26 protein-coding genes are annotated in these 24,548 nt (G+C 45.3%); 12 read left to right on the plus strand and 14 right to left on the minus strand.

Going from position 1 to position 24,548, the window contains the following annotated elements; translation table 11 throughout:
- Window positions 1–123: 123 nt before the first annotated feature.
- From ACXAGP_RS18885 to trmJ, 4 genes are all read right to left on the minus strand, one after another.
- Complete coding sequence (locus tag ACXAGP_RS18885) at window positions 124–1,281, minus strand: IscS subfamily cysteine desulfurase (protein ID WP_475263152.1); 1,158 nt, start codon at window positions 1,279–1,281, stop codon at window positions 124–126.
- Between the two features lie 11 nt (window positions 1,282–1,292).
- Window positions 1,293–1,778, minus strand: a complete 486-nt coding sequence (gene iscR, locus ACXAGP_RS18890; RefSeq protein WP_475263154.1) for a Fe-S cluster assembly transcriptional regulator IscR — start codon at window positions 1,776–1,778, stop codon at window positions 1,293–1,295.
- Between the two features lie 95 nt (window positions 1,779–1,873).
- Complete coding sequence (cysE, locus tag ACXAGP_RS18895) at window positions 1,874–2,641, minus strand: serine O-acetyltransferase (RefSeq protein WP_475263155.1); 768 nt, start codon at window positions 2,639–2,641, stop codon at window positions 1,874–1,876.
- A 5-nt stretch (window positions 2,642–2,646) separates the two neighbouring features.
- Window positions 2,647–3,378 (minus strand): tRNA (cytosine(32)/uridine(32)-2'-O)-methyltransferase TrmJ, encoded by a 732-nt coding sequence (gene trmJ / locus ACXAGP_RS18900; protein WP_475263156.1) that lies wholly within the window; start codon window positions 3,376–3,378, stop codon window positions 2,647–2,649.
- A 181-nt stretch (window positions 3,379–3,559) separates the two neighbouring features.
- Between trmJ and suhB the strand changes: the two genes are divergently transcribed.
- Window positions 3,560–4,333: an inositol-1-monophosphatase gene (suhB, locus tag ACXAGP_RS18905; protein ID WP_475263157.1), complete on the plus strand. Its 774-nt coding sequence runs from the start codon at window positions 3,560–3,562 to the stop codon at window positions 4,331–4,333.
- Window positions 4,334–4,391: 58 nt separating this feature from the next.
- Here the strand turns inward: suhB and ACXAGP_RS18910 are convergent, their stop codons facing one another.
- The 6 genes from ACXAGP_RS18910 to queA all read right to left on the minus strand — a co-directional run bounded on the left by ACXAGP_RS18910 (window position 4,392) and on the right by queA (window position 11,081).
- Window positions 4,392–5,345 (minus strand): hypothetical protein, encoded by a 954-nt coding sequence (locus ACXAGP_RS18910; RefSeq protein ID WP_475263159.1) that lies wholly within the window; start codon window positions 5,343–5,345, stop codon window positions 4,392–4,394.
- Between the two features lie 194 nt (window positions 5,346–5,539).
- Complete coding sequence (secF, locus tag ACXAGP_RS18915; protein ID WP_475263160.1) at window positions 5,540–6,481, minus strand: protein translocase subunit SecF; 942 nt, start codon at window positions 6,479–6,481, stop codon at window positions 5,540–5,542.
- A 9-nt stretch (window positions 6,482–6,490) separates the two neighbouring features.
- On the minus strand, window positions 6,491–8,335 hold the full coding sequence (gene secD, locus ACXAGP_RS18920; RefSeq protein ID WP_475263275.1) for a protein translocase subunit SecD: 1,845 nt from the start codon (window positions 8,333–8,335) through the stop codon (window positions 6,491–6,493).
- Window positions 8,336–8,398: 63 nt separating this feature from the next.
- Window positions 8,399–8,734: a preprotein translocase subunit YajC gene (gene yajC / locus ACXAGP_RS18925; protein ID WP_338293953.1), complete on the minus strand. Its 336-nt coding sequence runs from the start codon at window positions 8,732–8,734 to the stop codon at window positions 8,399–8,401.
- A 24-nt stretch (window positions 8,735–8,758) separates the two neighbouring features.
- Window positions 8,759–9,880 carry a tRNA guanosine(34) transglycosylase Tgt gene (gene tgt, locus ACXAGP_RS18930; RefSeq protein WP_475263162.1) on the minus strand — a complete coding sequence of 374 codons (1,122 nt, stop codon included), beginning with the start codon at window positions 9,878–9,880 and terminating at the stop codon, window positions 8,759–8,761.
- 166 nt (window positions 9,881–10,046) lie between these two features.
- Window positions 10,047–11,081 carry a tRNA preQ1(34) S-adenosylmethionine ribosyltransferase-isomerase QueA gene (queA, locus tag ACXAGP_RS18935; RefSeq protein ID WP_475263164.1) on the minus strand — a complete coding sequence of 345 codons (1,035 nt, stop codon included), beginning with the start codon at window positions 11,079–11,081 and terminating at the stop codon, window positions 10,047–10,049.
- A 205-nt stretch (window positions 11,082–11,286) separates the two neighbouring features.
- Here queA and ACXAGP_RS18940 point away from each other — a divergent pair, with 205 nt between their 5' ends.
- Window positions 11,287–12,930 carry a methyl-accepting chemotaxis protein gene (locus ACXAGP_RS18940; protein ID WP_475263165.1) on the plus strand — a complete coding sequence of 548 codons (1,644 nt, stop codon included), beginning with the start codon at window positions 11,287–11,289 and terminating at the stop codon, window positions 12,928–12,930.
- A gap of 336 nt (window positions 12,931–13,266) precedes the next feature.
- On the opposite strand, the gene ACXAGP_RS18945 is transcribed toward ACXAGP_RS18940, so the two are convergent.
- On the minus strand, window positions 13,267–13,707 hold the full coding sequence (locus ACXAGP_RS18945) for a hypothetical protein (protein WP_475263166.1): 441 nt from the start codon (window positions 13,705–13,707) through the stop codon (window positions 13,267–13,269).
- 506 nt (window positions 13,708–14,213) lie between these two features.
- A complete protein-coding gene (locus tag ACXAGP_RS18950) occupies window positions 14,214–14,474 on the minus strand; it encodes a DUF6471 domain-containing protein (protein WP_475263168.1) in 261 nt (86 codons plus the stop codon).
- 131 nt (window positions 14,475–14,605) lie between these two features.
- Here ACXAGP_RS18950 and ACXAGP_RS18955 point away from each other — a divergent pair, with 131 nt between their 5' ends.
- The 9 genes from ACXAGP_RS18955 to ACXAGP_RS18995 all read left to right on the plus strand — a co-directional run bounded on the left by ACXAGP_RS18955 (window position 14,606) and on the right by ACXAGP_RS18995 (window position 21,166).
- Window positions 14,606–14,995, plus strand: coding sequence for a DUF2170 family protein (locus ACXAGP_RS18955; RefSeq protein WP_338293960.1), 390 nt, complete (start codon window positions 14,606–14,608; stop codon window positions 14,993–14,995).
- Window positions 14,996–15,023: 28 nt separating this feature from the next.
- Window positions 15,024–15,704 carry a PspA/IM30 family protein gene (locus tag ACXAGP_RS18960; RefSeq protein WP_475263169.1) on the plus strand — a complete coding sequence of 227 codons (681 nt, stop codon included), beginning with the start codon at window positions 15,024–15,026 and terminating at the stop codon, window positions 15,702–15,704.
- A complete protein-coding gene (locus ACXAGP_RS18965) occupies window positions 15,701–16,747 on the plus strand; it encodes a potassium channel family protein (protein ID WP_475263171.1) in 1,047 nt (348 codons plus the stop codon). The genes ACXAGP_RS18960 and ACXAGP_RS18965 overlap by 4 nt, the downstream gene beginning before the upstream one ends.
- The gene (locus tag ACXAGP_RS18970) at window positions 16,740–17,387 is read left to right on the plus strand and encodes a YjfK family protein (protein ID WP_475263173.1); all 648 of its coding nucleotides are present in this window, start codon (window positions 16,740–16,742) and stop codon (window positions 17,385–17,387) included. The genes ACXAGP_RS18965 and ACXAGP_RS18970 overlap by 8 nt, the downstream gene beginning before the upstream one ends.
- Window positions 17,388–17,415: 28 nt before the next feature.
- Window positions 17,416–17,835: a DUF350 domain-containing protein gene (locus ACXAGP_RS18975; RefSeq protein ID WP_475263175.1), complete on the plus strand. Its 420-nt coding sequence runs from the start codon at window positions 17,416–17,418 to the stop codon at window positions 17,833–17,835.
- A gap of 12 nt (window positions 17,836–17,847) precedes the next feature.
- On the plus strand, window positions 17,848–18,474 hold the full coding sequence (locus ACXAGP_RS18980; protein WP_475263177.1) for a DUF1190 domain-containing protein: 627 nt from the start codon (window positions 17,848–17,850) through the stop codon (window positions 18,472–18,474).
- A gap of 44 nt (window positions 18,475–18,518) precedes the next feature.
- Complete coding sequence (locus tag ACXAGP_RS18985; protein WP_475263179.1) at window positions 18,519–19,682, plus strand: glutathionylspermidine synthase family protein; 1,164 nt, start codon at window positions 18,519–18,521, stop codon at window positions 19,680–19,682.
- Between the two features lie 79 nt (window positions 19,683–19,761).
- The gene (locus tag ACXAGP_RS18990) at window positions 19,762–20,322 is read left to right on the plus strand and encodes a rhomboid family intramembrane serine protease (protein WP_475263181.1); all 561 of its coding nucleotides are present in this window, start codon (window positions 19,762–19,764) and stop codon (window positions 20,320–20,322) included.
- A gap of 67 nt (window positions 20,323–20,389) precedes the next feature.
- The gene (locus ACXAGP_RS18995) at window positions 20,390–21,166 is read left to right on the plus strand and encodes a VC0807 family protein (protein ID WP_475263182.1); all 777 of its coding nucleotides are present in this window, start codon (window positions 20,390–20,392) and stop codon (window positions 21,164–21,166) included.
- A gap of 77 nt (window positions 21,167–21,243) precedes the next feature.
- Here the strand turns inward: ACXAGP_RS18995 and ACXAGP_RS19000 are convergent, their stop codons facing one another.
- Complete coding sequence (locus tag ACXAGP_RS19000) at window positions 21,244–22,035, minus strand: substrate-binding periplasmic protein (protein WP_475263183.1); 792 nt, start codon at window positions 22,033–22,035, stop codon at window positions 21,244–21,246.
- 212 nt (window positions 22,036–22,247) lie between these two features.
- Between ACXAGP_RS19000 and ACXAGP_RS19005 the strand changes: the two genes are divergently transcribed.
- Entirely contained in the window at window positions 22,248–23,144 is an 897-nt protein-coding gene (locus ACXAGP_RS19005) for a DUF2608 domain-containing protein (protein ID WP_475263184.1), read from the plus strand.
- Window positions 23,145–23,243: 99 nt separating this feature from the next.
- Here the strand turns inward: ACXAGP_RS19005 and ACXAGP_RS19010 are convergent, their stop codons facing one another.
- Window positions 23,244–24,341, minus strand: coding sequence for a hypothetical protein (locus ACXAGP_RS19010; RefSeq protein ID WP_475263185.1), 1,098 nt, complete (start codon window positions 24,339–24,341; stop codon window positions 23,244–23,246).
- Window positions 24,342–24,548 lie beyond the last annotated feature (207 nt).

Consider the following 24,548-nt stretch of genomic DNA (forward strand, 5'->3'; position numbering starts at 1 on the left):
AATTATTGGTTAAAATTAAATCGGCGCGGATTATATGCAATTGTGCGCCGCATTCCTATCTTTGTGAGGTAATTTTTAAGAAAAATTCATCTAGTGGGGTGTAAAAACCACTCAATACGCCTGTCAACCGGCAATGTCGCGCAATCTAGGCACAGCGAAAAACAGGTTGTCCAACGCCAGATCTATATCGGCTTCTGTTGTATAACGACCGAATGAGAAACGAATAGAGGCATGAGCAAGCTGCGGCTCCACTCCCATGGCAGTTAATACATATGAAGGCTCCATGCTGGCTGATGTGCAAGCAGAACCAGAGGATACCGCGATATCTTTTAAGGCCATTAGCAGCGATTCACCGTCCAGGTGTTCAAAACTGACATTCACAATACCGGGCACGGACTGGGATTGCTCACCATTGATGATCACATCAGATAAATCCGCCAGGCCATCAATAAACTGCTCTTTGAGGGCTCGTATTTTTTGTTGTTCTTCTTGCATGCATTCATCGGCAATAGCAAACGCTTTGCCCATACCCACTATCTGATGAGTAGCAAGCGTACCTGAACGCATTCCTCGCTCATGGCGACCGCCATGAATTTGCTCTATTACATGCACTTTTGGTTTACGCCTTACGTACAGTGCACCAATGCCCTTGGGACCATAAATTTTATGACCTGAAAAAGACATTAAATCCACAGGTAACTCAGCCAAATCAATAGCAATTTTGCCGGCACTTTGGGCCGCGTCTACATGAAACAAAACGCCTGCTTCGCGGCACAGATTTCCAATAGATGGTAAGTCCTGAATCACACCGGTTTCGTTGTTCACGTGCATCACGCTAACCAGTAATGTGTCGTCTCGAAGCGCACTCTTAATTTGCTGTAAATCCAGCACCCCATTTTTTTGAGGTGTTAAATAAGTTACTTCATAACCATCATTTTCCAGCGCCAGACAGGTATCCAATACGGCCTTGTGCTCAGTGGCAACAGTAATGATGTGCTTACCTTTTTGATAATAATGGTCTGCAACCCCTTTGATGGCCAGATTATTAGACTCTGTTGCACCCGAGGTAAATACGATTTCTCGGGGATCAGCATTAACCAAATTGGCCACCTGCTCACGAGCGGCTTCAACAGCCTCTTCAGCCTGCCAACCAAAACGATGAGAACGTGAAGCGGGATTACCAAAAACACCATCTTTGGTGAGGTGTTGAAACATAACTTCAGCCACGCGTTCATCAACTGGGGTAGTTGAAGCGTAATCCAGATATACAGGGGGATTCATAACAATACCAATTACAACTGCAAACTAATTTCTATTTTATCACTGTTGCAGCGTTTAGACTTATCGTTGTCCTGGCGTTTCGCAACTGAACGAACTGATGCATTAGTGACTAACTCGCCCAGCGTGATGCCATCTAAAAACACCTCGATGCGTTCACTTAAGTCCTGCCACAAATTATGGGTTAAACAACGGTTGCCGTTTTGACAATCAGACTGCCCCTGACAACGGGTAGCATCTACGGTTTCATCAACCGCTTTGATTACTTCACCTACCGCAATATCTTGAGCGTCACGTCCAAGCAAATAACCGCCGCCCGGACCGCGGATACTGGTCACCAACTTTTCCCGGCGCAGCCTGGAAAACAATTGCTCGAGGTAAGAAAGTGAGATCTCTTGTCGCTCAGAAATGTCAGCCAGTGGAACAGGCCCTTTTTCTGAATGCAAAGCCACGTCCAGCATAGCTGTTACTGCATAGCGACCTTTCGATGTTAACTTCATAGGGGATTCCGGACAAAAACTGCTGCGATAGTCACATAGCTGACAAACGCAGTCAAGATAATACCCGAGTATTTTACTCAAGTATTATCGTTTTACTAGATTTTGGGGTCGAAATCGTCATTCAGGAAGTCTGGAAGGTTCAATTCTGGGAATTTCTTATCACAGACATTGCCGCCCATTTTATTGATCTCACCGCACATGTCCTCCACCTTACTGTCCACCAGGTGCAGATGCTCCAACATCAGGCCAATAGCGTTGGCCACGGGGTCAGGATTATCAGGCGAAACCGCATAAGCATCAAAGCCATATTTTTGGGCGATTTTGTCTCGTTGCGACTGACCAGTATCATTCGCTTTAGACACTACGCGTCCCGGAATACCCAATACGGTAGTCTCTTTGGGCACATCTTTGATCACCACCGAGTTAGAGCCTACCTTGGCATTTTCATTAATGGTTATCGGTCCAAGTACTTTGGCACCTGCGCCAACCACCACGCCATCTTTTAAGGTGGGATGGCGCTTGCCAACATTCCAACTGGTGCCGCCCAACGTTACGCCGTGATAAAGGGTAACATCATCGCCAATTTCGGCGGTTTCGCCGATCACCACACCCATGCCATGATCAATGAAAAAGCGTTTCCCGATAGTCGCTCCGGGATGAATTTCGATACCCGTTAACCATCGTGCAAACGTAGAAATAAAACGGGCTAACCACAACCAGTTTTTGCGCCATAAACGATGGCTAGTACGATGCAACCAGATAGCATGTAGTCCGGGATAGTTAGTTAACACATCGAAATTATTGCGGGCCGCCGGATCACGGTGATACACGCTGGCAATGTCTTCTTTGATTCCTGCAAACATAACGATTACTTAACCGATTTATCTATGGAGGTAAGGATCCCTCTGAGAATATTCAATTCCTGGCTTTCCACTCTGGCGCGATTAAACATTCTGCGCAACTTCATCATGACTTGGCCAGGATGTTGGGGAATAATAAAACCTGTGCCAGACAAGGTCTTTTCCAGGTGCACGTAGAAGCGTTCCAGGTCTTCCGTCAGTGGATATTCTTCTGAGGCCACCTGTTCCGCACTTTCTTCGTTAAGTTCCCCGCTTTTCTCCAACCCAGCCATGCGTACTTCATAACATATAGTTTGTACGGCAGCCGCCAGATTCAAAGAACTATATTCTGGATTGGCAGGGATAAATACATGGTATTGGCACTGTTGTAGTTCTTCATTGCTGAGACCGTTATTCTCCCGACCAAACACAATCGCAACAGGATAATTTGCCGACTCTGCAACGGTTTTCCGTCCGCACTCACGAGGATTTAACATAGGCCAGCTATGGGTGCGCGAACGAGCACTTGTCCCAATAACCAATCCGCAATCTGCGATCGCCTCAGACAGAGTAGATACCGTCTTGGCGTTGGCAAGGACATCACCTGCACCTGCTGCCAGCGCACTGGCCTGTCCATCAGGAGCACTTACAGGATCAACCAAATACAAATCATTCAATCCCATAGTTTTCATGGCTCTTGCGGTAGAACCGATGTTGCCAGTGTGGGAGGTGTTAACAAGAACAATTCGGATATTATTCAAAGCAAAACTCTAATCTCAATTACAAAGTGCGTGATAATAGCATAAGCAAATAATGAAAAATTGTGTTTATTTTAGGCAATTTTTCTGTTAGATTCCGCGCCGAAATACGCACTGCCGCAAAAAATCGGTGCGTTATGCTCTTTCCACAATCCAGATGGCTTTTTAATTACAGGATATCGCTATGCATCCCATGTTGAATATTGCGGTACGCGCTGCTCGTACTGCTGGTAACATTATCGCCCGAAACTTTGAATCTCGGGACAATTTAGAAATTGAGAGCAAGGGAGCCAATGACTTTGTCACTAAGATAGATAAAGAAGCAGAACAAGCCATCATTTCCAAAATTCAACAATCTTACCCCGATCACACCTTTGTGGGTGAAGAAAGCGGCCTGACCGAAGGCAATGAAGACTTTAAATGGATCATTGATCCACTAGATGGCACCACTAACTTTGTTCATGGCATTCCCCATTTTTGTGTTTCCATTGCACTGCAATACAAAGGCAAATTAGATCAAGCTGTAGTGTTTGATCCGCTACGCGGCGAGCTATTCACCGCCAGTCGAGGGAATGGCGCCCAGTTAAACGGTTTTCGCATTCGCGTTGGTCAGCGCAAAGAGCTGGACGGTACGGTTTTGGCTACTGCCTTTCCTTTTAAAAATAAAGAATTACTAGGCGAATCTCTGGAAAGATTCAGTAAAGTGTTTGCAGAAGCCGGTGATGTGCGCCGCTCTGGCTCAGCAGCGTTGGATATGGCTTATGTTGCTGCAGGTCGTTACGATGGCTATTGGGAACAAGGTATCAAGCCATGGGATATTGCGGCTGGTGAATTACTGGTACGTGAATCCGGTGGTCTGGTTTCTGATTTCGGTGGTGGCCATCAGTACTTCAAGAACGAGCAAGTGGTTGCTGGCAACCCTAAAATCGTGCAAAACATTGTGAAGCACCTTAAATAGAGTGCACCATTATCGAAAAGGGCAGCCAACGGCTGCCCTTTTGCTTTTTAAGCAAAAATCAATTCTTTTGCTTTAAACGCATACGCAATTGTTGCTGCTGACTTTCCGGTAGTGTTTTCAGGGCATTCTCAAATGCCACTGTGTTGTTGGCTTTTACAAACGCTGGAACCAGATTCAATGCTTGCCAATAGTCTCCCCTATCCTGCAACGCCTCTGCTATCAAAATTGAAACCGATGTATCTTTGGCAAAATGCTGAGCCAGCAAGTTAAAACTCTTAGTGCGTAGCTTGCGATTAATTGCTGCGTTTTTTAGCAAGGTTATTTGCTCCGGTTCAGAAAAGTTTTCAGGGATCTGATCAAGAAAAGCCAGGGTATGTTCAGAGGCCGTTTGCTGCAACAAATAATTAGCCACTTCCACATCGCCCAGCATACTTGCCATATGTACCAGCATGGCGCTGTAATCTTTACCGCGTAATTCTTCTGAGTCTTGCAGTTGCTCAACACTCCAATCTTTAAAGCCTGTCTGCAAGTAAAGCGGCAAACGATTAAAAAAGGTCTTAAATACTGCCTGGCCTTTGTGGCCAGTAAAATCAGCTAAGTCTGAAACTGTAAATTCGTTGGCCTGCCACTTTTCGTAGGCTTCATCGGCAACGGCACGCGACTGAATCGCCAGAAAGGTGGCTTTCGCTTCGGCACTGATATTGGCCACAGTTTTTGCTTCACCCGCTTCCTGTGATACCACCAGCACGGCGTCTGAGCGGCGCCACTTGTTGAGTTGATGTAACTGTTTAGCGGTGAAGTCCTTTTGCCACTTCAAGACTTCAATAAACTGACTCACCAGCATAATATCTTTCGGGGATTTAGGAGTATCAGGCAGAGTATTGTTATCTCTTGGCTCGCTTTTCAGAGCATAAGAAAGCGTCAGCCATTCCTGTTCTGAAATCTCTACACTGTGAGTATTCACAGATACAAACAATGCAATGATAATCAATAATTTATTGAGGAACTTCATATACCTACCTGTATTTGATGAGCTTATTTTCGTTGCTCTGACGTACATCGAATAACCGACAGAATAGCAACATTTGACAATTTATTAACCACAAATGTAGGAAGTTAGCTCATATTTTTGTTTTTCTTCGAACTTAAAGCTTTCTTCAGACATAAAAAAACCGGGCTGAGCCCGGTTTTCAATTTAGTTGATTTCTAGTTAAAAGGCGTTGATTCCAGCTCCTCACCTTCTTTTTCAACTTCAGCGGGAATAAGATCTTCTTTACTGATCCCCAGCATCAGTGCTACCAAACTCGCCACATAAATAGAGGAGTAGGTACCAATGAAAACACCAAACAGTAAAGCCGTAGCAAATCCGTGGATAAGTGCCCCACCAACAAAGAACAAGGCCAACAATACAAAGATAGTGGTCATTGACGTGATGATGGTCCGGTTCAGTGTCTGAGTAAGAGAAATATTGATAATCTCTTCCGGGCCACCTTTACGCACCTTGCGGAAGTTTTCTCTGATGCGATCTGACACCACAATGGTATCGTTAAGGGAATAACCGATTACGGCCAGTACCGCAGCCAGTACTGTCAGATCGAACTCTAATTGCAAGAATGAGAACAAGCCCAAGGTTAACAATACATCGTGAGCCAATGCCACAACTGAGCCCAGTGCAAAACGCCATTCAAAGCGCATTGCTACATATACCAGGATACACAACAAGGCCACCAGCATGGCCAGTCCGCCCTGCTCGGTTAGTTCTTCACCTACTGAAGGTCCTACAAACTCAACACGTCGGATGTTGCTGGTTTCCAAGTTCAGTGCATCCATAACCTGGTTGCTCAACTCAGACGCTTTAACATTGTCTCTTGGCGCAAGACGAATGAGCACCTCTGAGCTACTGCCAAAGTTTTGCACTACCGCATCAGGAAAGCCTGAGGTTTGCAGTTGCTCACGGATTTGCGGCAAATTTGCTTCCTGGTCATAGCCAACTTCAACCAAGGTTCCCCCGGTGAAATCCAGGCCCCAATTCAAAGAATTGGTGGCCAGACTAGCCAACGAGGCGAGCATCAATATTGCCGAAAATATCATTGCTGGTACCCGCAATGACATAAAAGAAACAGTATCTTTTAATTTCAATAATTGCATTGCAGTTCCTTAAATTGATAATTTCGTTAAACGCTTACCACCCCAGACACTATTAACAATAGCGCGAGTCAGAATGATAGCCGTAAACATAGAAGTGATAATGCCCACCATTAAGGTAACCGAGAAGCCTTTTATCGGCCCGGTACCCACAGCAAACAAAATCAGTGCTGCGATCAAGGTGGTAATGTTGGCATCCAAAATTGTTGAGAATGCGCTGTCGTATCCGTGATGTATAGACTGCTGCGGACTGCGCCCATCTCGCATTTCTTCGCGGATACGTTCAAAAATCAGTACGTTGGCGTCTACCGCCATACCCACTGTTAATACAATACCCGCCATACCCGGCAAGGTGAGTGTCGCACCGGGGATCAAAGACATAACACCGATAATCAACACCAGATTTGCCGCCAATGCAACATTGGCCACGACACCGAAGCCCTTGTAATAAATCAACATGAAGGCCAGTACCAGCACAAAACCCAGCACAATAGCATCAGTACCTTGACTGATATTTTGCTGACCCAGGCTAGGTCCAACCGTGCGCTCTTCAACGATTTGAATAGGTGCGATCAAAGCGCCGGCGCGTAATAATAACGCCAGATTACGGGCTTCGCCTGGTGAGTCCAGTCCAGTGATTCGGAAACTGCTGCCAAGCACCGCCTGAATTGTAGCAACACTGATCACACGCTCTTTTTTCTCAAATTTCAGCTTGCCTTCTTTAGTGCGCTCGCGAGTAGGTTCGTATTCAATGAATACGGTAGCCATGGGCTTACCTACATTGTCACGAGTTCCCCTGGTCATTTTGCTGCCACCTTCAGAATCAAGACCAATGCTAACTTGCGGACGGCCATATTCGTCAACGCCGGAATTGGCATCCACAATATGATTTCCGGTGAGCATAACGCGCTTTTTAAGTAACACTGGAGTGCCGTTCTCATCTTCGATGAGTTGTGAACCCGCTGGCACACGACCAGATAAGGCACTGCTAAGATCGTTGTCTTGATCAACCATACGCAATTCGATAGTTGCCGTGGCGTTTAGGATTTGTTTTGCTCGTGCGGTATCCTGAATACCTGGCAATTGCACCACAATACGGTCTGGACCTTGACGCTGGATCACCGGCTCCGCTACACCCAACTGGTTCACCCGGTTGCGCATGATGGTGATGTTTTGCTTGATGGCATAATCTTTAGTCTCGGCAAGCGTTTGCTCAGACATTTGAGCCACTAAGGTAAGCTCATCTTTATCAACGTATTGCCAATCGCCACGATTGTTACGCAAGAAGAATTTGGCCTGGTCTTTCGTTTCCTCATCGCGGAACTGGATCTCAAGCACATTGCCTTCTTTTACTACCCGACGGTAGCGAATTTTTTCTTCTCGCAACGCAGTGCGAAAATCAGATACGGTATCCTCTAACTTGGAATTCAGCGCCGTGTCCATATCCACTTCCATCAGGAAGTAAACACCGCCGCGTAAATCCAGGCCCAGTTTCATGGGTGATGCGCCCAATGACTTCAACCAATCTGGTGTCGCTGGTGCCAGGTTAATGGCCGCGATGTAGTCATCGCTTAGAGCAATATCTAATGCTTCCTGTGCTCTAAGCTGGGTGTCGTTATCCGCTAAACGCACGAGTATTTTCTGATCTTCCAAGGCAACACTTTTGGCGACAACATTTCGCTCTTTAAGTATTTCCTGAACGCGGTCTAATAATGCCGCATCTATAGGTGCTGTGCGCTCAGCAGATATTTGTACGGCCGGATCTTCACCGTAAAGATTCGGTGAGGCGTACAGCGCAAAAAACGCCACAACGAGGAAAACCAGTATGGCTTTCCACATAGGCGTATGGTTCAAAATGGCAGTTCTATTGTTGTTCATAATCGGCTTGCGCCCTTTTTTTGGGGTAGCTGAAAAACAGGTTTAGATGTTTTTCATCGTACCTTTAGGGAGAACGGCAGAAACCGCAGATTTTTGCACAACAATAGTCACGCTATCGTTTAACGCAATTTCCATGAAATCTTTTTCTTCGGTTACCTTGTTGATACGACCAACCATACCACCTTGAGTCAACACCTCATCACCTTTGCTCAATGAGCCAATGAGATTTTTGTGTTCTTTAACGCGTTTGGCTTGTGGTCTGTAAAGCATAAAGTAAAAAATTAAACCGAAAATACCCAACATAACGAGCATTTCCATACCACCGCCACCAGTTTGGCCAGCGGATTGAGCATAAGCATTTGAAATAAAGAAATTCATGAGTTTTACATTCCCTAAAAGTGATTAATTTTCTTCTAACGCTGGAACCGGTCGTCCCAACTTGTTATAAAAATCTGCAACAAAATCATCTAGTTGATCGTTGTCTAAGGCATTTCTCAAGCCTTCCATCACACGCTGATAATATCTCAGATTGTGGATGGTATTCAGGCGAGCGCCCAACATCTCATTGCACTTGTCTAGATGATGTAGATATGACCTGGAATAATTTTTACAAGTGTAACAATCACAAGTTTCATCCAAAGGTGCCGTATCTGTCTTGTGGCGGGCGTTGCGTATCTTGATTACGCCTTCCGGTACGAACAAGTGACCATTGCGGGCATTTCGCGTAGGCATAACACAATCAAACATATCGATACCGCGGCGCACCGCTTCAACGATATCTTCAGGCTTACCCACGCCCATCAGGTAACGCGGCTTGTGCTCGGGGATTTTCCAGGCAGTGTGATCCAGAACGCGGATCATGTCCTCTTTAGGTTCACCCACGGATAGTCCGCCAATGGCGTAACCATCAAAATCAATATCCACTAAACCTTGCAGAGACACATCCCGCAAATCTTCATACATGCCGCCCTGTACAATACCAAACAGCGCTGAAGGATTACCCTCGTGCGCCTCCTTACTGCGCTTCGCCCAGCGCAAGGATAGCTCCATGGACTTTCTGGCTTCTTCATAGGTAGCCGGATAAGGAGTACACTCATCAAAAATCATAACGATGTCAGAGCCCAAATCCCGTTGCACTTCCATAGATTTTTCTGGCGTTAATAGTATTTTCTCGCCGTTGATGGGCGAGCGGAACGTCACGCCTTCTTCAGAAATTTTGCGCAGCTGGCCCAAGCTGAATACCTGAAAACCGCCTGAATCGGTGAGAATAGGCTTTTGCCATTGCATGAAATCGTGCAAGTCGCCGTGCAGTTTCATGATTTCAGTGCCCGGACGCAGCATAAGATGGAAAGTGTTGCCGAGACAAATATGAGCACCCGTGCCTTCCAGCTCTTCAGGGGTCACCCCTTTTACGGTGCCATAGGTGCCAACAGGCATAAACGCTGGCGTTTCAACCACACCGCGCTCGAACTTGAGGCGGCCACGACGCGCCTTACCTTGTGTATTTAACAGTTCAAATTGCATGATAAATCTTGCTTTTGATAAAAATGACAGTGATTCGAAAACCTTCGATACCACCAAAACTGCGGGATTATAAACGAAATCACCCGGTCGGTGCCAACCCTAATTGGCGACACCACCGGATTGTTATCGAGGCTGTTGTAAAAAAGCTACTGCTTTTCCAAAAACCTCACTTCTTTTCCAGAAACATGGCATCGCCGTAGCTAAAGAAGCGATAACGCTCTTCTACCGCCACCTTGTAAGCATGCAAAATGTTGTCCTGTCCACAAAAGGCACTCACCAACATGATCAGGGTAGATTCCGGTAAATGGAAATTTGTCACCATGGCATCCACCACCTGAAACTCATAACCCGGATAAATAAAGATGGAGGTATCCGAGCTAAAGGGGGCAATTACGCTATTGATTGCCGCTTGCGCTGCCGACTCCAAAGACCGCACAGAAGTGGTTCCTACCGCAATAACGCGATTACCATTTGCTTTAGTCGCCAGAATGGCATCCACCACCTCTTGTGGCACCTCTGCATATTCGGAATGCATTTTGTGCTCTTGAATATTATCCACGCGCACCGGCTGAAAGGTACCCGCGCCTACATGTAGAGTGACAAAAGCGATGTTCACGCCTTTCTCTTTGATAGCAGCTAACAGTTGATCGTCAAAGTGCAACCCGGCCGTAGGCGCAGCAACAGCACCAGGTTTTTCATTGTAAACGGTTTGATAACGCTCTTTGTCTTGCTCTTCGTCAGGCCTTTCAATATAGGGCGGCAATGGCATGTGGCCGTGTTTTTCCAGTAAATCAAACACACTTTCCTCATGCATGAAGCGCAACCTAAATAGCTCATCCTGACGCTCCACCATTTCTGCCTGAATAGCCCCTTCCAACTCTAATACATTGCCGGGTTTAGGGGATTTATTGGCGCGCACGTGAGCCAACACATGATGCTCATCCAATACCCGTTCCACCAACACTTCCACTTTACCGCCGGAGGCCTTTTGTCCTAACAATCTGGCAGGTATCACCCGAGTATTGTTAAACACCATCAAGTCGCCCGGATTGAGCAGTTCCAGAATATCTGGAAACAGTCTGTGGTTAATGCTGCCATCATGCCCTTGCAGATGCAGTAACCTGCTATCGGTGCGATTCTCCGGTGGATAATTGGCAATCAGCTCTTCCGGCAAATGGAAGGCGAAATCAGAAAGTTGCATAAATTGGATTCCTTAATCAATTGCGCGGATTTTACGTTGTTGCGGATTCCGTCGCAAACCTTGCATAAAGTCCATTGATTGCTACTAAAAATAACCACCAATCCCATACAATCGCAAAGTTAATATATCCGTAATAATATCGAAATATACTCCGCGCCACTGGCAAAGGTATGCTCAATGGCTAATTTAGAGGGGTAAAGCAGTAATGGTACCAAACAGATTCAGAAACCTCAGAACCAAAATTTTATCCTTGCTTGGAGCAGGGATTCTCTCCGTTGGTATCATTGCATTTGTTATCTCTGGTTTATTATCAGGAAAGATCGATCAATACGGTCAGCTCATTGAGCAAGAAGTGAATGCTATGACCATGGCAGACAGTATCAATCTCAATTTCAAACGCCAGGTACAAGAATGGAAGAACGTACTGTTAAGAGGCCACAAGGCATCTGATAGGGAAAAATACTGGCAGCGTTTTAAGGACCGCCACGAAGAAGTGCAGCAGGATGCCAGAGCATTTCTACAGCTGGATCTGGAAAACACCTATCTGACCCAAATGCGCCAATTTATAGATATTCACCAAAGCCTTAAACCTCAATATGAAGCTGGCTACCGATCATTTATGCAGAATGACTTCTCCCATAAAGTAGGGGATGAAGCCGTAAGAGGCATAGATAGAGAGCCAACCAAGCTTCTGGAAACACTGTCTGAATCGCTACATAAACTCGGTGTTCAAAAAAGCCAAACCCTTTCAGCTCGAGCCAGCGAAACCATTTTTTGGGGCACTACCATCATCACGCTGGCCATACTCATCAGTATGGCAATTTCACTGCTTTTCATGAACCGTAAAATCATTCAGCCTATCACCGCTCTGATCCAACATTTGCGCAAAGTAAGTAAAGGAAACTTTAAAGAAGAGCTGAGCTTCTATCGCAATGATGAAATCGGTCAGATGTCGAAAGCGATTGAGTTGTTGCGACGCAGCCTGAATGATACCTGTAGCGAAATGGCAGAAGTGCAAAACGAGCTGGATCAGGTGAGTGCCAGTTTGTTAGACAGCGCACAAGCCATTGATATGGGAGCTAAAGATCAAAATCGAGGTACCGATACCGTCAGTACATCAATGCAAAGCATGACGGACATGGCGCGCCGAATTACCGACAGTGCCAATGATGCTTCTGTAGCTGCTTCACAAGCTGACGACTACGCCTCACAAAGTATCAAAGTTATGCAGGAAACTATCGATACCATCACCCATTCTTCCGGGCAAATCAACGATACGGCAGAAGTTATCAATAAATTGGATGAAGATGCCCGAAATGTCGGCACGGTATTGGACGTTATTAAGAGTATCGCCGAGCAAACCAACTTACTGGCGCTCAACGCCGCTATCGAAGCCGCGCGTGCTGGAGAGCAAGGTCGAGGCTTCGCAGTGGTAGCCGACGAAGTGCGTACCCTGGCTGCTAAAACGCAGCAATCCACGGAAGAAATCCAGGAAATCATCGCCAATGTGCAAACCGGCGCGAAAAACGCGGTAGCCGCCATTCAGTTGGGTGAACAGAATTCACAAGTGAGCGTGGACAAGGTATTGGAGGCCGATAGCAACCTGAAATCAGTGACGGGTTCCATTAAACAAATCAACGAACTCAATAAACAAATCGCCGATGCCATTGCCGAACAATCTCATGTGGCCATGGAAATCGAGAAAAATATCTTAGGGCTGGCAGAAATCGCTGCGGTGAATGAGCAACACGCCAACAGTTGTAATGACGATAATGTGGTACTTACCGAAGTAAAAAACCGTATGGCGGTATTGATTGCCAGGTTAATGGGCCAGAAGAAAGGGCGCTAGAAATTTGTGGTTCATCGGAGCAAGGAGGCAGGTTGGTTGAAACCTTCCCACCTTCTCTAGATTGTCGAAATTTGTATAAGCTTTAGGTAAACACCCCACTTCATGATCCAAAGCTAAGTTGGCAAACGTTTTGTGTTTCTAAAACTGATGACGTCAAATTATTTAAAATGCTGCAAGACATCAACTGAACCCCTTTTTAATATTTGAAATGATTCCAAATTCATTGAAATGGTCCATTTGATGTTTCGAATACTCGCTTAAACTTGTTTGCTAGTTGAATGAGCAACAAAGCACAATCTTTTTGACTTAATTCCGAGCTTATTAACATCGCTCATTTTAAAAAGGCATGCCATTATTCACCGTTATTACAAAATCTGAACGTCTGGAGCTTGAATTGGTAGTGCTTCTATACCCATGAGCAACTAATGCAACGGTATCGTTATCATCACCTTCATTTTTCCACTCGACTACGGCGTATCCATAGTTAAAACTCGACGGCTCAATTTTGACATACCCTGTAGTGCCTGCGGCGATCTGAGTATTACTATTGATAAAATTATCAAATCCTGAAGGGGAAAGTGCAGTACCAGATTTATTGTAAAAAGTGACTGTAACGTCCACGTTATTACTACTAATGTTCGACAAATAGATTAGTGTGGGGCTAGCGCCCGGCGATAGACCTGCCCAGTGTGGGACGATTGCTTTACCACTCCCGGCAAAGACCAACTGTGAGAAAAATAAACCGGAGACAACAAATAATTTCACAACAATTTTCATTTTTATTCCTTTTTGATTTGATCACTAAAAAAGTAAATTAATTCTGGCGAGAGTCGTCGACCAAGCATCAAAGCTAACAGCAACTGACTCTCATACAGATGAAAGGGTAAATTATCACGCCGAACTACTCTTTGGTATAGTCAAAACCGCATAAAAGCGTGTTTTTAGAACCTCATTTTTGCTCGCAACTTTGTTTCAACTTCGAATTAAACTGAATACTGAGGATCACAAAAAAGGGGGCAGGTTCACTGAGATCTGAAGATTGGCAACAGGGATGTTGCCCAAGTTAACGCTATCGCAGGAACGCGCTATCATTGACGCTCTTCAGGTTCTGAGATTGATGCTTATGTTGTCTCGCGTCCGGGCCAAGAGGGGGTTGAAGGGGAGCTCCCCTTCGAAGAAATAACATCAGGAAACTAAAATAGAAGTTATGCAAGCATGTTCAAATTAACATCAAGCAATGTACTAAATACAGTATGAGCAGGCATGAATAAAACCCAGGTCCACTACCCCTCTTTCAGCAAACTCTTGGCTATTTCTTTTAACCGCTCTCGTTCTATTTTTTTGATGTCCATTACCAGCATGATTTGCAGCAGTAAATCTGCGCCCAATATCCCTTTATTTACCTTATTGCGCAGGTTGTCGGCGGTCTGGCTAACACCGATCTCCTGGAGTTTATCGCTGAGTTCCTGGTAGCGTATGCCTTTTAAGCTCATTTCCGATTTTATCAGTCTTTGCACTACTAAACGCCAATTAACAGAATCCATGAACACCTCAAAAATCACATTTGTGACTTATAATTTACAAATATTTACTACTTTATACAAATAAATAATTTGACGAGAGTAAAAATAATAGCCTATGCTAAGCATCAAACTAAATAACCCGGAGAAAAACAATGCATTGGGATCTTGACCAGTTAGAAGCGCTTATTGGTAAAGAATCAGATTTAGTTGTTACCCGCGAAGCCGATTGTCTGTTGATAGCGAACCAGGATGGTATCGACGCATGGCTGGCCATTAGCGGTGAACAGATTCTGGTGGAATCACTGTTATTTGCCACCAGCGAAGTAAAAGACCAGGCGGAGTTGAATGAGGTGATTTTACGCACCCACATGATGTTCCCGCTAACAACGGTTGGTATTTCTGACATCTCGGGCGAAAGCTACTACACAGCATTTGGCTCATTGAGCGCGCAGTCAAAAGAGTCCAGCGTACTCATTGAAATTCATACCTTGTTTGACAATGTCGAAGCCTTTATTGATGCCTGGCAGGAATTTTTAAAGTAACCCATTTATCCATCTGAGGAGATGTATTATGTCTGTTTGGAGAAAACTTGTTACCGCTGTAAAAGGTGGTGTTACTGAAGCAGCGGAATCCGTTGCTGATAATCAAGCGATCCGTATACTGGAGCAGGAAATTCGCGAAGCCAAAGAAGAGCTGCGCAAATCCGATCACGCTCGTACCCAAATTCTGGCCAAGTGCAAATTGGCGCAACAAAAAGTGGATGGCTTGAATCAATCCATCGCAGAGTATGAAGAACACGCCCGCAAGGCTATCGATACTGATCGCCAACTGGCGTTAGACTGTGCCCAACGCGTTTCTGAGCTGAGCGAGCAATTACAAACTGAGCAAACTTACCTTGACCAGTTCAAAAAGTCTGAGGTACAACTAGCCAATAATATCAGTCAGGCTAAAGCAAATTTGCGCCGTCTGGAGCAACAAGTGGATATGGTGAAAGCCACGGAATCGGTGCAAAAAGCACAGGTAGCCGTTTCTTCACGCCACATGGGTGCTAACAGTAAAATGAAGACGGCAACTGAATCGCTGGATCGCATTCAGAAAAGACAAAACCTGAGAGCCGCTGAGTTAGAAGCCGCTGAAGAGTTGGCCGCTGACGAAAGCACCGATGATCTGGAGAAACGACTACAGGCCGCAGGTGTAAAAGGCGGTAACAAATCAGCTGAAGATGAGTTAAGTCGAATTCTAGGAAAATGATACATAAAATTCGCAAAGTATTAATGCGTTATTTCACGCAAATGCGCTGGCACACAATTGTGCTGGCGCTTTTGCTTTACGGTGTAAGCAGTTGGTGGTTCATGCAACTGGCCGGTGAAACCGCGCTAATTAATCCTACTGATTTTATTTATTGGATGGTGGTTACCGGATCTACCGTAGGCTATGGTGATTTCTCACCTGCAACTGCCGCGGGCAAATACGTAGTAGCGTTTTACATTATCCCGGTTGGATTAACTATTTTTGCGTTTGTCTTGGGTCGAGCTGCCGCATTTGTTTCCGAACAGTGGCATAAAAAAGCCAGGGGGTTAAAGCCAGTGCATTTAACAAACCACATACTATTAATTGGCTGGAATGGTGAGCGCACTATGCATCTGCTGCGTTTATTATTACGTGAACGGGAATATGCCGGAGACGATCAAGCCATTGTCCTATGCGTTAAGGTCGATGTGGAAAACCCATTACCCGGCCAGATAGAATTCGTAAAAGTCACCTCTTTTAATCAAGATGAAGACATGAATAACGCCAGCATTGATTCTGCCGCCACGATTATTGTGGATAATCCGCAGGATGATCTCACCATGACCACCAGTTTGTATGCCAGCCATCGCAATCCTGATGCCCATATTTTGGCCTACTTCCAGGACGAGAGTCTGGTGAAATTGCTCACTGAACATTGCCCCAACGTGGAATGTATGCCCAGTGTAGCCGTAGAAATGCTGGCAAAATCTGCCTTCGATCCCGGCTCCAGCAAACTACACTTTGATTTACTGGATGTTTATGCTGGTCAGGCCCAATATTCAGTGGCGGTGCCAGAACTGGATAAAACCATTAACACCGGTAATCTGTTTGCGGAATTCAAAAAACAATACGATGCCACCCTGATAGGGCTCGCTAAAGCACAAGATCTGAAAAATATTGAATTGAATCCGGCATCAGATTCTCAAATTGGCAGTGGCGACAAACTTTACTACATCGCCGATAAACGCATCGCAAATATCGACTGGCAGAACCTTTATGTTTAGTAAACTATTCGGCAAAAAAGAACAAAAAGTCACTCCCAAGGCCCCTGAAATAATGGGCTTATACCTGGGCGGTTCTTTTGAACTGGACGCGTTAAAGCTGAAACTTATTCAACCGCAATTGATTATTGAAAATGCCGCCAGCCACCACCTTATTCAGGCGGTTGGAGAAGTGAACCTGGATACCGGCGGTAAAATACTGCGTTTTTATACCGATGATGATGCATTTTTACAGGTGGTGATGGATGGCGGTGACACCGAAAATCACATCACAGATGTAAAACTTTGGTACTTTTATGATACTAAAACCGTCGGCAGCGATAGTCAGTGGCAACAGTTATTAAGCGATGAGATTTCAAAGCCTCTTTACCAGCTTGAAGGACACGAGTTCGAACGGGTATGGGATGCTGTGGGTGAAGAGTCTCCGCCGGTCGCCATGACCGAAAAAACCTACGAAGAAGACGGTGATACCAGCACTACAGACCAGTTTGTCATGCTCTACGAACGTGATTTGGGCAATGATAACGTAGAAACCCTTTTGGTTTCTGGTGAAGAAAAAATCATTAACAATAATCATGACCGTTGCCTGGTGATCAGTACCGGCTTTAATATCAATCCAGCAGATATCCGAATTAACGGCTAACTGAATTTAGCGAGAAAGGGGAATAACTATGACAGACACCATTATGGAATCCATTGCGGGCTTGGGAAATTTCGCCATCTATTTCGTTATTTCTGTGGCGCTGCTTTTTGTATTTAAGTTTATATTTACCGCCATTACGCCCCATGACGAATGGCAACTGGTGAAAGAAGAAAAAAACGTCGCCGCGGCACTGGGCTTTGGTGGCTCTATGGTGGGCTTTAGTATTGCCTTGGCGGGTGCAGTGTCGAACTCAGCAAACCTGATTGATTTTGTGGTGTGGGGCTTTGTTGCTATTGTGGCACAGGGTTTAGCATTCGCCTTGTTGCGCTTTACCTTTATGCCCAAAATTGTTCAGCGTATTGAAGACAATGAAGTATCTGCCGGCATCATGTTAGCGGCTATGTCAATTTCTGTTGGTTTGCTTAACGCCGCTTGCATGAGTTGGTAAGAGGAGGTTCTGATGTCTTCACAACCTAAGTCTAACAATAAACGTTCGTCCGTTCTGAATCTCGGTCAGTTTCGCAAACAACACACACTGAAGCCCTTATCACTGGGGATTGCGTCTGTGTTTATCGCTTCAGCGTGTAGTGACAACCGTCAGGAAGCAATGGTGTTTACCAGCTTAAATGATTGCCAATACCAGCTTCCCGACTACGCAGCGCAATGTGAAATGGCCTATCAAAAGGCGCTTGAAGAAGCCGCGGAAACCGCGCCCAAATACAATTCCCGCTCAGATTGTGAATATGAATTTGGTTCAGACCAATGCGTTGTTTATCGCAACGATTCCGGCAATAGCTGGTTTATGCCACTAATGGCCGGTTACATTATTCGAGATTTGTTGGAGCCGCGTCGCTACTCGCAGCCGCTTTATACTTCGTATTCCCGTTATTCACCTTATCGCTATCGCTGGATCACTGCCAATGGTTACGATTACGGCGATTTTCGCAAGCGAGAAATACGGGTGCCCAAGACCTATACCAAACCCCCTGCGGTTAACCGTACTATCAATCGCGGCGGATTTGGCTCTTCGGTACGAGCTAAATCCAGCTGGGGTAAAAGCAGCAGTAGCAAAGGTTGGGGCGGCTAACGCCCCGCTATACTTTTCGCAGATACTCACACTCACAAAAGACTATGATCCGACTCCCCACCCAGGAAAGGCCAGGCTGGCGACAGCAGGCCGATGAATTTGGCTTTAAATTTCATACTATGTATGGCCAACCCTATTGGGACGAAAGTGCTTACTATCAATTTACCTTGCAACAGATAGAACAACAGATTGAAGACCCCACAGAGGAACTTCACCAGATGTGTTTGCAAGCGGTAGACAAGGTGGTGAAAGATGAATATTGGTTAGAAAAGTTCAAAATACCCAATCTCTATTGGCAAAGTATCGCCGACGCCTGGCGAGACAAAACACCATCACTGTATTCCCGTCTGGACCTGGTTTTCCACAAAGATAAACCCGTGAAATTGTTGGAAAACAACGCCGACACCCCTACCAGCTTATATGAATCCGGCTTTTGGCAATGGTTGTGGCTGGAAGATATGGTCAATACGGGCAAAATCAGTAAAGCCGCAGACCAGTTCAACTCGCTGCAGGAAAAACTAATTGCTCAGTTAAAAACGATTCAAAACTGGTATCAGACAGACACCATTCATTTTGCTTGTTGCAAAGACACCGATGAAGACCGAGGCACGGTGCAATATTTACAGGATTGCGCCAGAGCCAGTGATATTAACAACAAATTTGTCTTTATCGAAGATATTGGCTTGGCGGATACCGGCTATTTTACCGATCTTGACGATAATGCCATTGCCCTGATATTTAAACTCTATCCATGGGAGTTTATGATGAAGGAAGAGTTTGGCAATGCCATAATTGAGTCACCCACCCAATGGATTGAACCTATGTGGAAGGCAGTATTGTCTAACAAGGCATTGCTGCCTTTACTGTGGCAGATGTTTCCCAATCATCCTAACCTGCTACCCGCCTGGTTTGAAGAAGACCTGGGTAAAGCGGATGTAAGTAAATTAGTGAAGAAGCCCTTGTTTTCCCGCGAAGGCGCTAACATCTCCATTATGGAAAACGGTAATGTCCACCAAGCGGTTGATGGCCCTTATGGCGAAGAAGGTTATATCTATCAGGCATGGTATCCACTGCCGCAATTCGCTGACAATCATACCTTAATCGGCTCCTGGTTAGTGGATGACAAACCGGCGGGTGTTTCCATTCGTGAAGACAAACAACCTATTACCCAAGACTTATCACGCTATTTACCGCATATTATTTTGTGACATTTTTTCACAATTCTGGTCATCTATTCATGACACAATTTAGTATAACAACTGGTGTTGAATCATCTAAGGATAACTCTTGAGCGCACGTTACAGCCTCGAGCAACAACTTAATATTACGCTACGCCTTTTTGCCTTATTAACAGTGCTGGAATTGCTGAACCTGGTTACAGGGCGACAACTTAATCACCTGGCGCTGGTGCCTCGTGAACTGGATGCGCTTGGTGGTATTTTTATTAGTCCCTTCTTGCACGGCAGTTTGATGCATTATGCCTCGAATATCATCCCGATTTGCCTGTTTAGCGTATTGCTTATGCAATACGGGCGCAAAACCTGGTGGCAAGCCAGCGCGTTTATCCTTGTGCTTACAGGACTACTGGTCTGGCTACTGGGTCGCAACGCCTACCATCTCGGCGCGTCAGGTATGGTATATGGTTATTTTGGCTTTTTACTGTTTGCTGGCTTTATCAGCCGCAGCATAAAGCTTATCGCCATATCCTTGTTGGTGGGCTTTTTCTACGGAGGCTTAATTTTTGGCGTATTACCCATGCGCCCTTATATTTCATGGGAGTCGCATCTTTTCGGATTTCTTGTGGGTATCGCGGCAGCCCGCTTATTTGTGAAGAAAACCACAAGTTAAACGAAACCGCTGCATCGAGGAGCCCAGACGGGTTATAATTGAGTTAATATCACATATTAAGTATCACATGAATCAAGCAGACAATAAGCCAGTAAAAGACGCATCAAAAACAGACAGTGGGATAGAGACAAAATCGACCCAGCCACAACAGGGTGGTTTCTTCGGCAACCTGGTGTTTAACATCATTATTCCTACCTTAGTGCTCAGCTATCTCAGCAAGCCTGAGTACCTTGGCCCCGCGATGGGCATTGTGGTAGCACTTGCCTTCCCGATAGGGTACGGCATCAAAGACCTGATATCCTCAGGTAAAATTAACCCCTTTTCAGTACTGGGCATCATCAGTGTGTCTCTGACAGGCGGCTTCAGCTTGATGGAATTAGATCCCAAATATATCGCCATCAAAGAGGCGGCAATACCCGCCATTATCGGCCTGGCAGTACTCATTAGTAATCGTACCCAATACCCGCTTGTGAAAACCTTTATTCTCAATGAGCAGTTAATCAATATCCCTCTGTTAAACAGCGCCTTAGATGCCAAAAACAATCTCAAAGCGTTTGAGCGTAAAGTGGCACAAAGCTCCATGATAGTCGCCGCTTCGTTTTTTCTATCGGCTACCTTGAATTATATTTTGGCCAAAGTATTACTGGTGAGCCCGCCGGGAACCTCAGCCTACAATGAAGAACTCGGTAAGATGACCGCATTGAGCTATCCGGTTATTGTTATCCCGAGCATGATTGTTTTGTTTATCGCGCTTTGGTTTTTGTTCAGTCAAATGAAGAAATTAACGGGGCAAGATATTGAAACCTTCTTAAACGATCCGCAGCAGTCTGAAAATAAGGCGTGAGGCTCTCGTTTTAAGTCATTTACCTGTTTATTTCAGGAGTGTTTTTACGCTCCTGAATATCTATTGCCTACCCCTGACTAATCACTTACTAAAATCTGCTTTTCCAACATTTTCAGATATTTTGTAGTCAGCTTTTCCACAACACCCGTTGCGATAAATGTTGCAATTTTTTTGCTCAGGAAGTCGGAATATTGGCGACATGGCGAAGATCTGGCAAAAGGCAGATACATTGGCTCTGAACTGATGAAGTTGGGCGAATAGCTAATCTCACCTGAAAATCCGCCTTTGGCGGCTTCTGCAAGTCCTGGGTTTAGGCCATAAATCACATAATCTACACGCTCATTGACCAACATTTCAAACAACTGTTGTATGCTTGAGGCGCTATAAAACTTTAAATTCTCTTGCGCAAAACCATCAAACTCATCACCGAAACGATGCCCCAAAGGTCGCGCTCCGGTGTAGGATCTCAATACTGACCAATCTGAAATATCTATTTCATGACCTTTCTTAAAAAATATAGCGATAGGGTCCTGCATGAATGCCGGCTCCAGATATTCCAGATACACATTGCGCTCAGGCGTGTGGTAAGGCCCGGCGAGCAAATCAATTTTGCCTGTCATGGCACTGTGCTGAGCGCGTTTCCAGTTACCCACATGGACAACTTCTACTGGAATTGATATTTCGCTAAAGGCCATCTCTACCAATTCTATAGCTATGCCTTGCATTGGCATCGAAGCGCGATTTTCACTCCAGGTGATTGGCGGGTAATCGGGATTGCCAGATATGACTATTTTTGAGCACTCTTGTGCCTCCAAAATAAATGGAAGCATCAAAAAAGTGATAATGAGTAGTGGTTTTAACCTGTTCAAGCGCTGAAGAATTACGATTCAGTGAGACAAGACTCACTGCAGTTTAGCCTTTGAATTCCTGTTTTTACAAGGCTATTGTTAAGCCTTGAGAAATAAGCAACGCTGTTCTCCATGATGACCCGTTTAAAAACCTGTCGATAAAAATAAGCGCATAATGATAGTATCACCCGATACCTTAAAAATTCGCTCATAGAGATAACAAGAAGATAGATATGAACAAATGGTCACATAAAGCCCTCATTCTCACGGCACTTTTCACAATCGCGGGTTGCTCAGCGACTGCTGAGACTCCAGCTTTGCCCATTAAGCAAGAAAAAGTATTGTCCTACGAACCTATTGTGGCGGAAGTTAAACGATTAAACGCCAAATATGGCGAATCCAACGTTTTAATCGTATTGGATATCGACAATACCATTCTCACCAGCTCTGTAGATTTGGGTGGTGACGTTTGGTATCAATGGCAACGGGGAAAACTGGACATAAAGCCCACGGACGAGCAAAAAGTGGCTTGCCTGTTCGAAGATTCCATTGGATTACTTTATGAACTTGTGCCCATGACCCTCACAGAGAGCAATGTGGTGGACATCATTAAACAGTGGCAAACCGGAGGCAATACCCTGTTTGCTTTGACCTCGCGTGCGCCAAAATACAGAGCGGCTACCGAACGAGAACTCTACAACAAAGGTATCAACCTTGAAGCTACGGCGCTGGCACCAGCAGGACAACCTGCCCCAGTTTACCGCGAAAAGGCAGGCCGAGAGTTGAGCTATATGAAGGGAGTTATGATGACTTCCGGCATGAACAAAGGCGACATGCTGGAATACATCTTACAAAAAACCGGCAGAAGCTTTGATGCCTTTGTATTTGTTGATGATTCCAAGAAAAACATTGTCGACCTGTACGAAAAGTACAAAGACAACACCAATATCGACGCCAATATTTTTCACTACGTGCATATCGAGCATCAAAGGGAAGAAACCTATGGCAAGATTATCACCGAGCAGCAAGCGTTGAAAATGGATAATGATTGGAAAACGCTTAACAAGACACTGAACAGCCTGTTTCCACAGAGAAAGCTAACTGAAGGCTGTTTGAGTTCTGGGGATTAGTAGAAAATTTTAGCACTGAATATATAAAGGTTTGCAAGGTCGAATACTCTCTTCGACCTTGCCCCTGCAAGATTTCATCAAGCCCTTTCTGATTCGGGACTAATTCTTACGCCCCGTATTACCACCCGTAGTTTTATTCATTCCCATTTGACGTTCTTTGTGAGCGACGTAACTGCGCTGATGTTGCATCAAATTAACCAGCTCCGCCTTGTTATCTTTGATCTTTTCTTTATCCGATTTGGTGACTCTGGATTTAAGCGCATCTTTGCCAAAGTATTCGGCAACACTAGTCGTCGTTCCTACGGTTTTTTGAGTTATGTTAGTCGCCTCTCTGGTGGCGTTGAGTGCCCCCATTCCAGCTTCTATGCCTTTTTCGATGCCCATATCGACGCCCATCATAGCGCCGCCAGCAACGGCTGACACCGCCGTACTTTTCGCTGTGGAGTTACGAGTATTTTGCATTAGGTTGGCTTTTTCCTGGGCGATATGACTATCAAACATATTCATCCCTGTTGCATCATCTCTGACATTTCCTTGATAGGAGCTTCTGGCTTTCTCATAAGCACCAGTAGCAGCAATTCCAGCTAAAAGTTTTGTACCTTTCGCGCCAGCCTTTATTCCCATCCCTACTTGGGGGGCTATTAAACTCACTCCAGTACCAATATGGTTGGCCACCGTGGCGCCTTTTCTGACGTTGACCATGGTGTCACCTGTGCGCTCTGCAGTCACTGCACCTTTGTTTAATCCTTCCATCCGAGATTGCATCGGCATCAATGCACCATGTTGCTCTCGCGCATTCTTGCGATCGGCTTTTTGGGCGATGGCTTTGTCAGCCCTTGCTTGCGCCTTATCGCCTATTCCTAGCATGTTTACATTTTGCAATGCCTGTCCCGCTTTGGAGTTCCAGGCTTTCACCGCCATAGAAGAGGTTTTGCCTCTTACCGTATCAGCGGCTTGCCCACCAGCAGTGTATATGTTCATTTTATCGTAAATAGCGACACGCTGATCTCTCAACTTGGTTGCGCTATTTTCGTGAATTTCCTGACGACCACGTGTTAATGCGGCATTCAAAGCAAGCCTACCCGACGCCCCAATTTTGTTGAGCGCAGCATTTGTCCGGCCGGTATTCTGAGTCGGCTTAATAACACCACCTGATTGGCTGGCACCACGACCGACGTTTGGCGGCTTGTTACTCATGATAAACTCCAATAATCTGCGTAAAAAACGCATCTATGAGTTAATAAAATTACCGCTTAAAACCCAGACAGGCAAATTACACCACATCAGTTTCATAAATAATCACCAAAAAACACGCCAAAATTCTATCGCAATGCTGAGTATGCAGAAATAAATCCACACTATTAAACGCCACAAGGTTTTTATTCGATATTGAAAAGCTAACAC

The sequence above is a fragment of the Planctobacterium sp. AWM4_229 genome (assembly GCF_056160305.1).

Excerpts from the sequence above, each read along its gene's own strand:
- suhB (WP_475263157.1), top strand. The coding sequence starts at position 3,560 with ATGCATCCCATGTTGAATATTGCGGTACGCGCTGCTCGTACTGCTGGT.
- ACXAGP_RS19010 (WP_475263185.1), bottom strand. The coding sequence starts at position 24,341 with ATGAGTAACAAGCCGCCAAACGTCGGTCGTGGTGCCAGCCAATCAGGT.
- ACXAGP_RS18995 (WP_475263182.1), top strand. The coding sequence starts at position 20,390 with ATGAATCAAGCAGACAATAAGCCAGTAAAAGACGCATCAAAAACAGAC.
- cysE (WP_475263155.1), bottom strand. The coding sequence starts at position 2,641 with ATGTTTGCAGGAATCAAAGAAGACATTGCCAGCGTGTATCACCGTGAT.
- ACXAGP_RS18940 (WP_475263165.1), top strand. The coding sequence starts at position 11,287 with ATGGTACCAAACAGATTCAGAAACCTCAGAACCAAAATTTTATCCTTG.
- iscR (WP_475263154.1), bottom strand. The coding sequence starts at position 1,778 with ATGAAGTTAACATCGAAAGGTCGCTATGCAGTAACAGCTATGCTGGAC.
- ACXAGP_RS18980 (WP_475263177.1), top strand. The coding sequence starts at position 17,848 with ATGTCTTCACAACCTAAGTCTAACAATAAACGTTCGTCCGTTCTGAAT.
- ACXAGP_RS18965 (WP_475263171.1), top strand. The coding sequence starts at position 15,701 with ATGATACATAAAATTCGCAAAGTATTAATGCGTTATTTCACGCAAATG.
- ACXAGP_RS18970 (WP_475263173.1), top strand. The coding sequence starts at position 16,740 with ATGTTTAGTAAACTATTCGGCAAAAAAGAACAAAAAGTCACTCCCAAG.
- ACXAGP_RS18950 (WP_475263168.1), bottom strand. The coding sequence starts at position 14,474 with ATGGATTCTGTTAATTGGCGTTTAGTAGTGCAAAGACTGATAAAATCG.
- ACXAGP_RS18985 (WP_475263179.1), top strand. The coding sequence starts at position 18,519 with ATGATCCGACTCCCCACCCAGGAAAGGCCAGGCTGGCGACAGCAGGCC.
- ACXAGP_RS18975 (WP_475263175.1), top strand. The coding sequence starts at position 17,416 with ATGACAGACACCATTATGGAATCCATTGCGGGCTTGGGAAATTTCGCC.
- ACXAGP_RS18945 (WP_475263166.1), bottom strand. The coding sequence starts at position 13,707 with ATGAAAATTGTTGTGAAATTATTTGTTGTCTCCGGTTTATTTTTCTCA.
- ACXAGP_RS19005 (WP_475263184.1), top strand. The coding sequence starts at position 22,248 with ATGAACAAATGGTCACATAAAGCCCTCATTCTCACGGCACTTTTCACA.
- secF (WP_475263160.1), bottom strand. The coding sequence starts at position 6,481 with ATGCAATTATTGAAATTAAAAGATACTGTTTCTTTTATGTCATTGCGG.
- tgt (WP_475263162.1), bottom strand. The coding sequence starts at position 9,880 with ATGCAATTTGAACTGTTAAATACACAAGGTAAGGCGCGTCGTGGCCGC.
- ACXAGP_RS18960 (WP_475263169.1), top strand. The coding sequence starts at position 15,024 with ATGTCTGTTTGGAGAAAACTTGTTACCGCTGTAAAAGGTGGTGTTACT.
- ACXAGP_RS18885 (WP_475263152.1), bottom strand. The coding sequence starts at position 1,281 with ATGAATCCCCCTGTATATCTGGATTACGCTTCAACTACCCCAGTTGAT.
- yajC (WP_338293953.1), bottom strand. The coding sequence starts at position 8,734 with ATGAATTTCTTTATTTCAAATGCTTATGCTCAATCCGCTGGCCAAACT.
- ACXAGP_RS18910 (WP_475263159.1), bottom strand. The coding sequence starts at position 5,345 with ATGAAGTTCCTCAATAAATTATTGATTATCATTGCATTGTTTGTATCT.
- queA (WP_475263164.1), bottom strand. The coding sequence starts at position 11,081 with ATGCAACTTTCTGATTTCGCCTTCCATTTGCCGGAAGAGCTGATTGCC.
- ACXAGP_RS18955 (WP_338293960.1), top strand. The coding sequence starts at position 14,606 with ATGCATTGGGATCTTGACCAGTTAGAAGCGCTTATTGGTAAAGAATCA.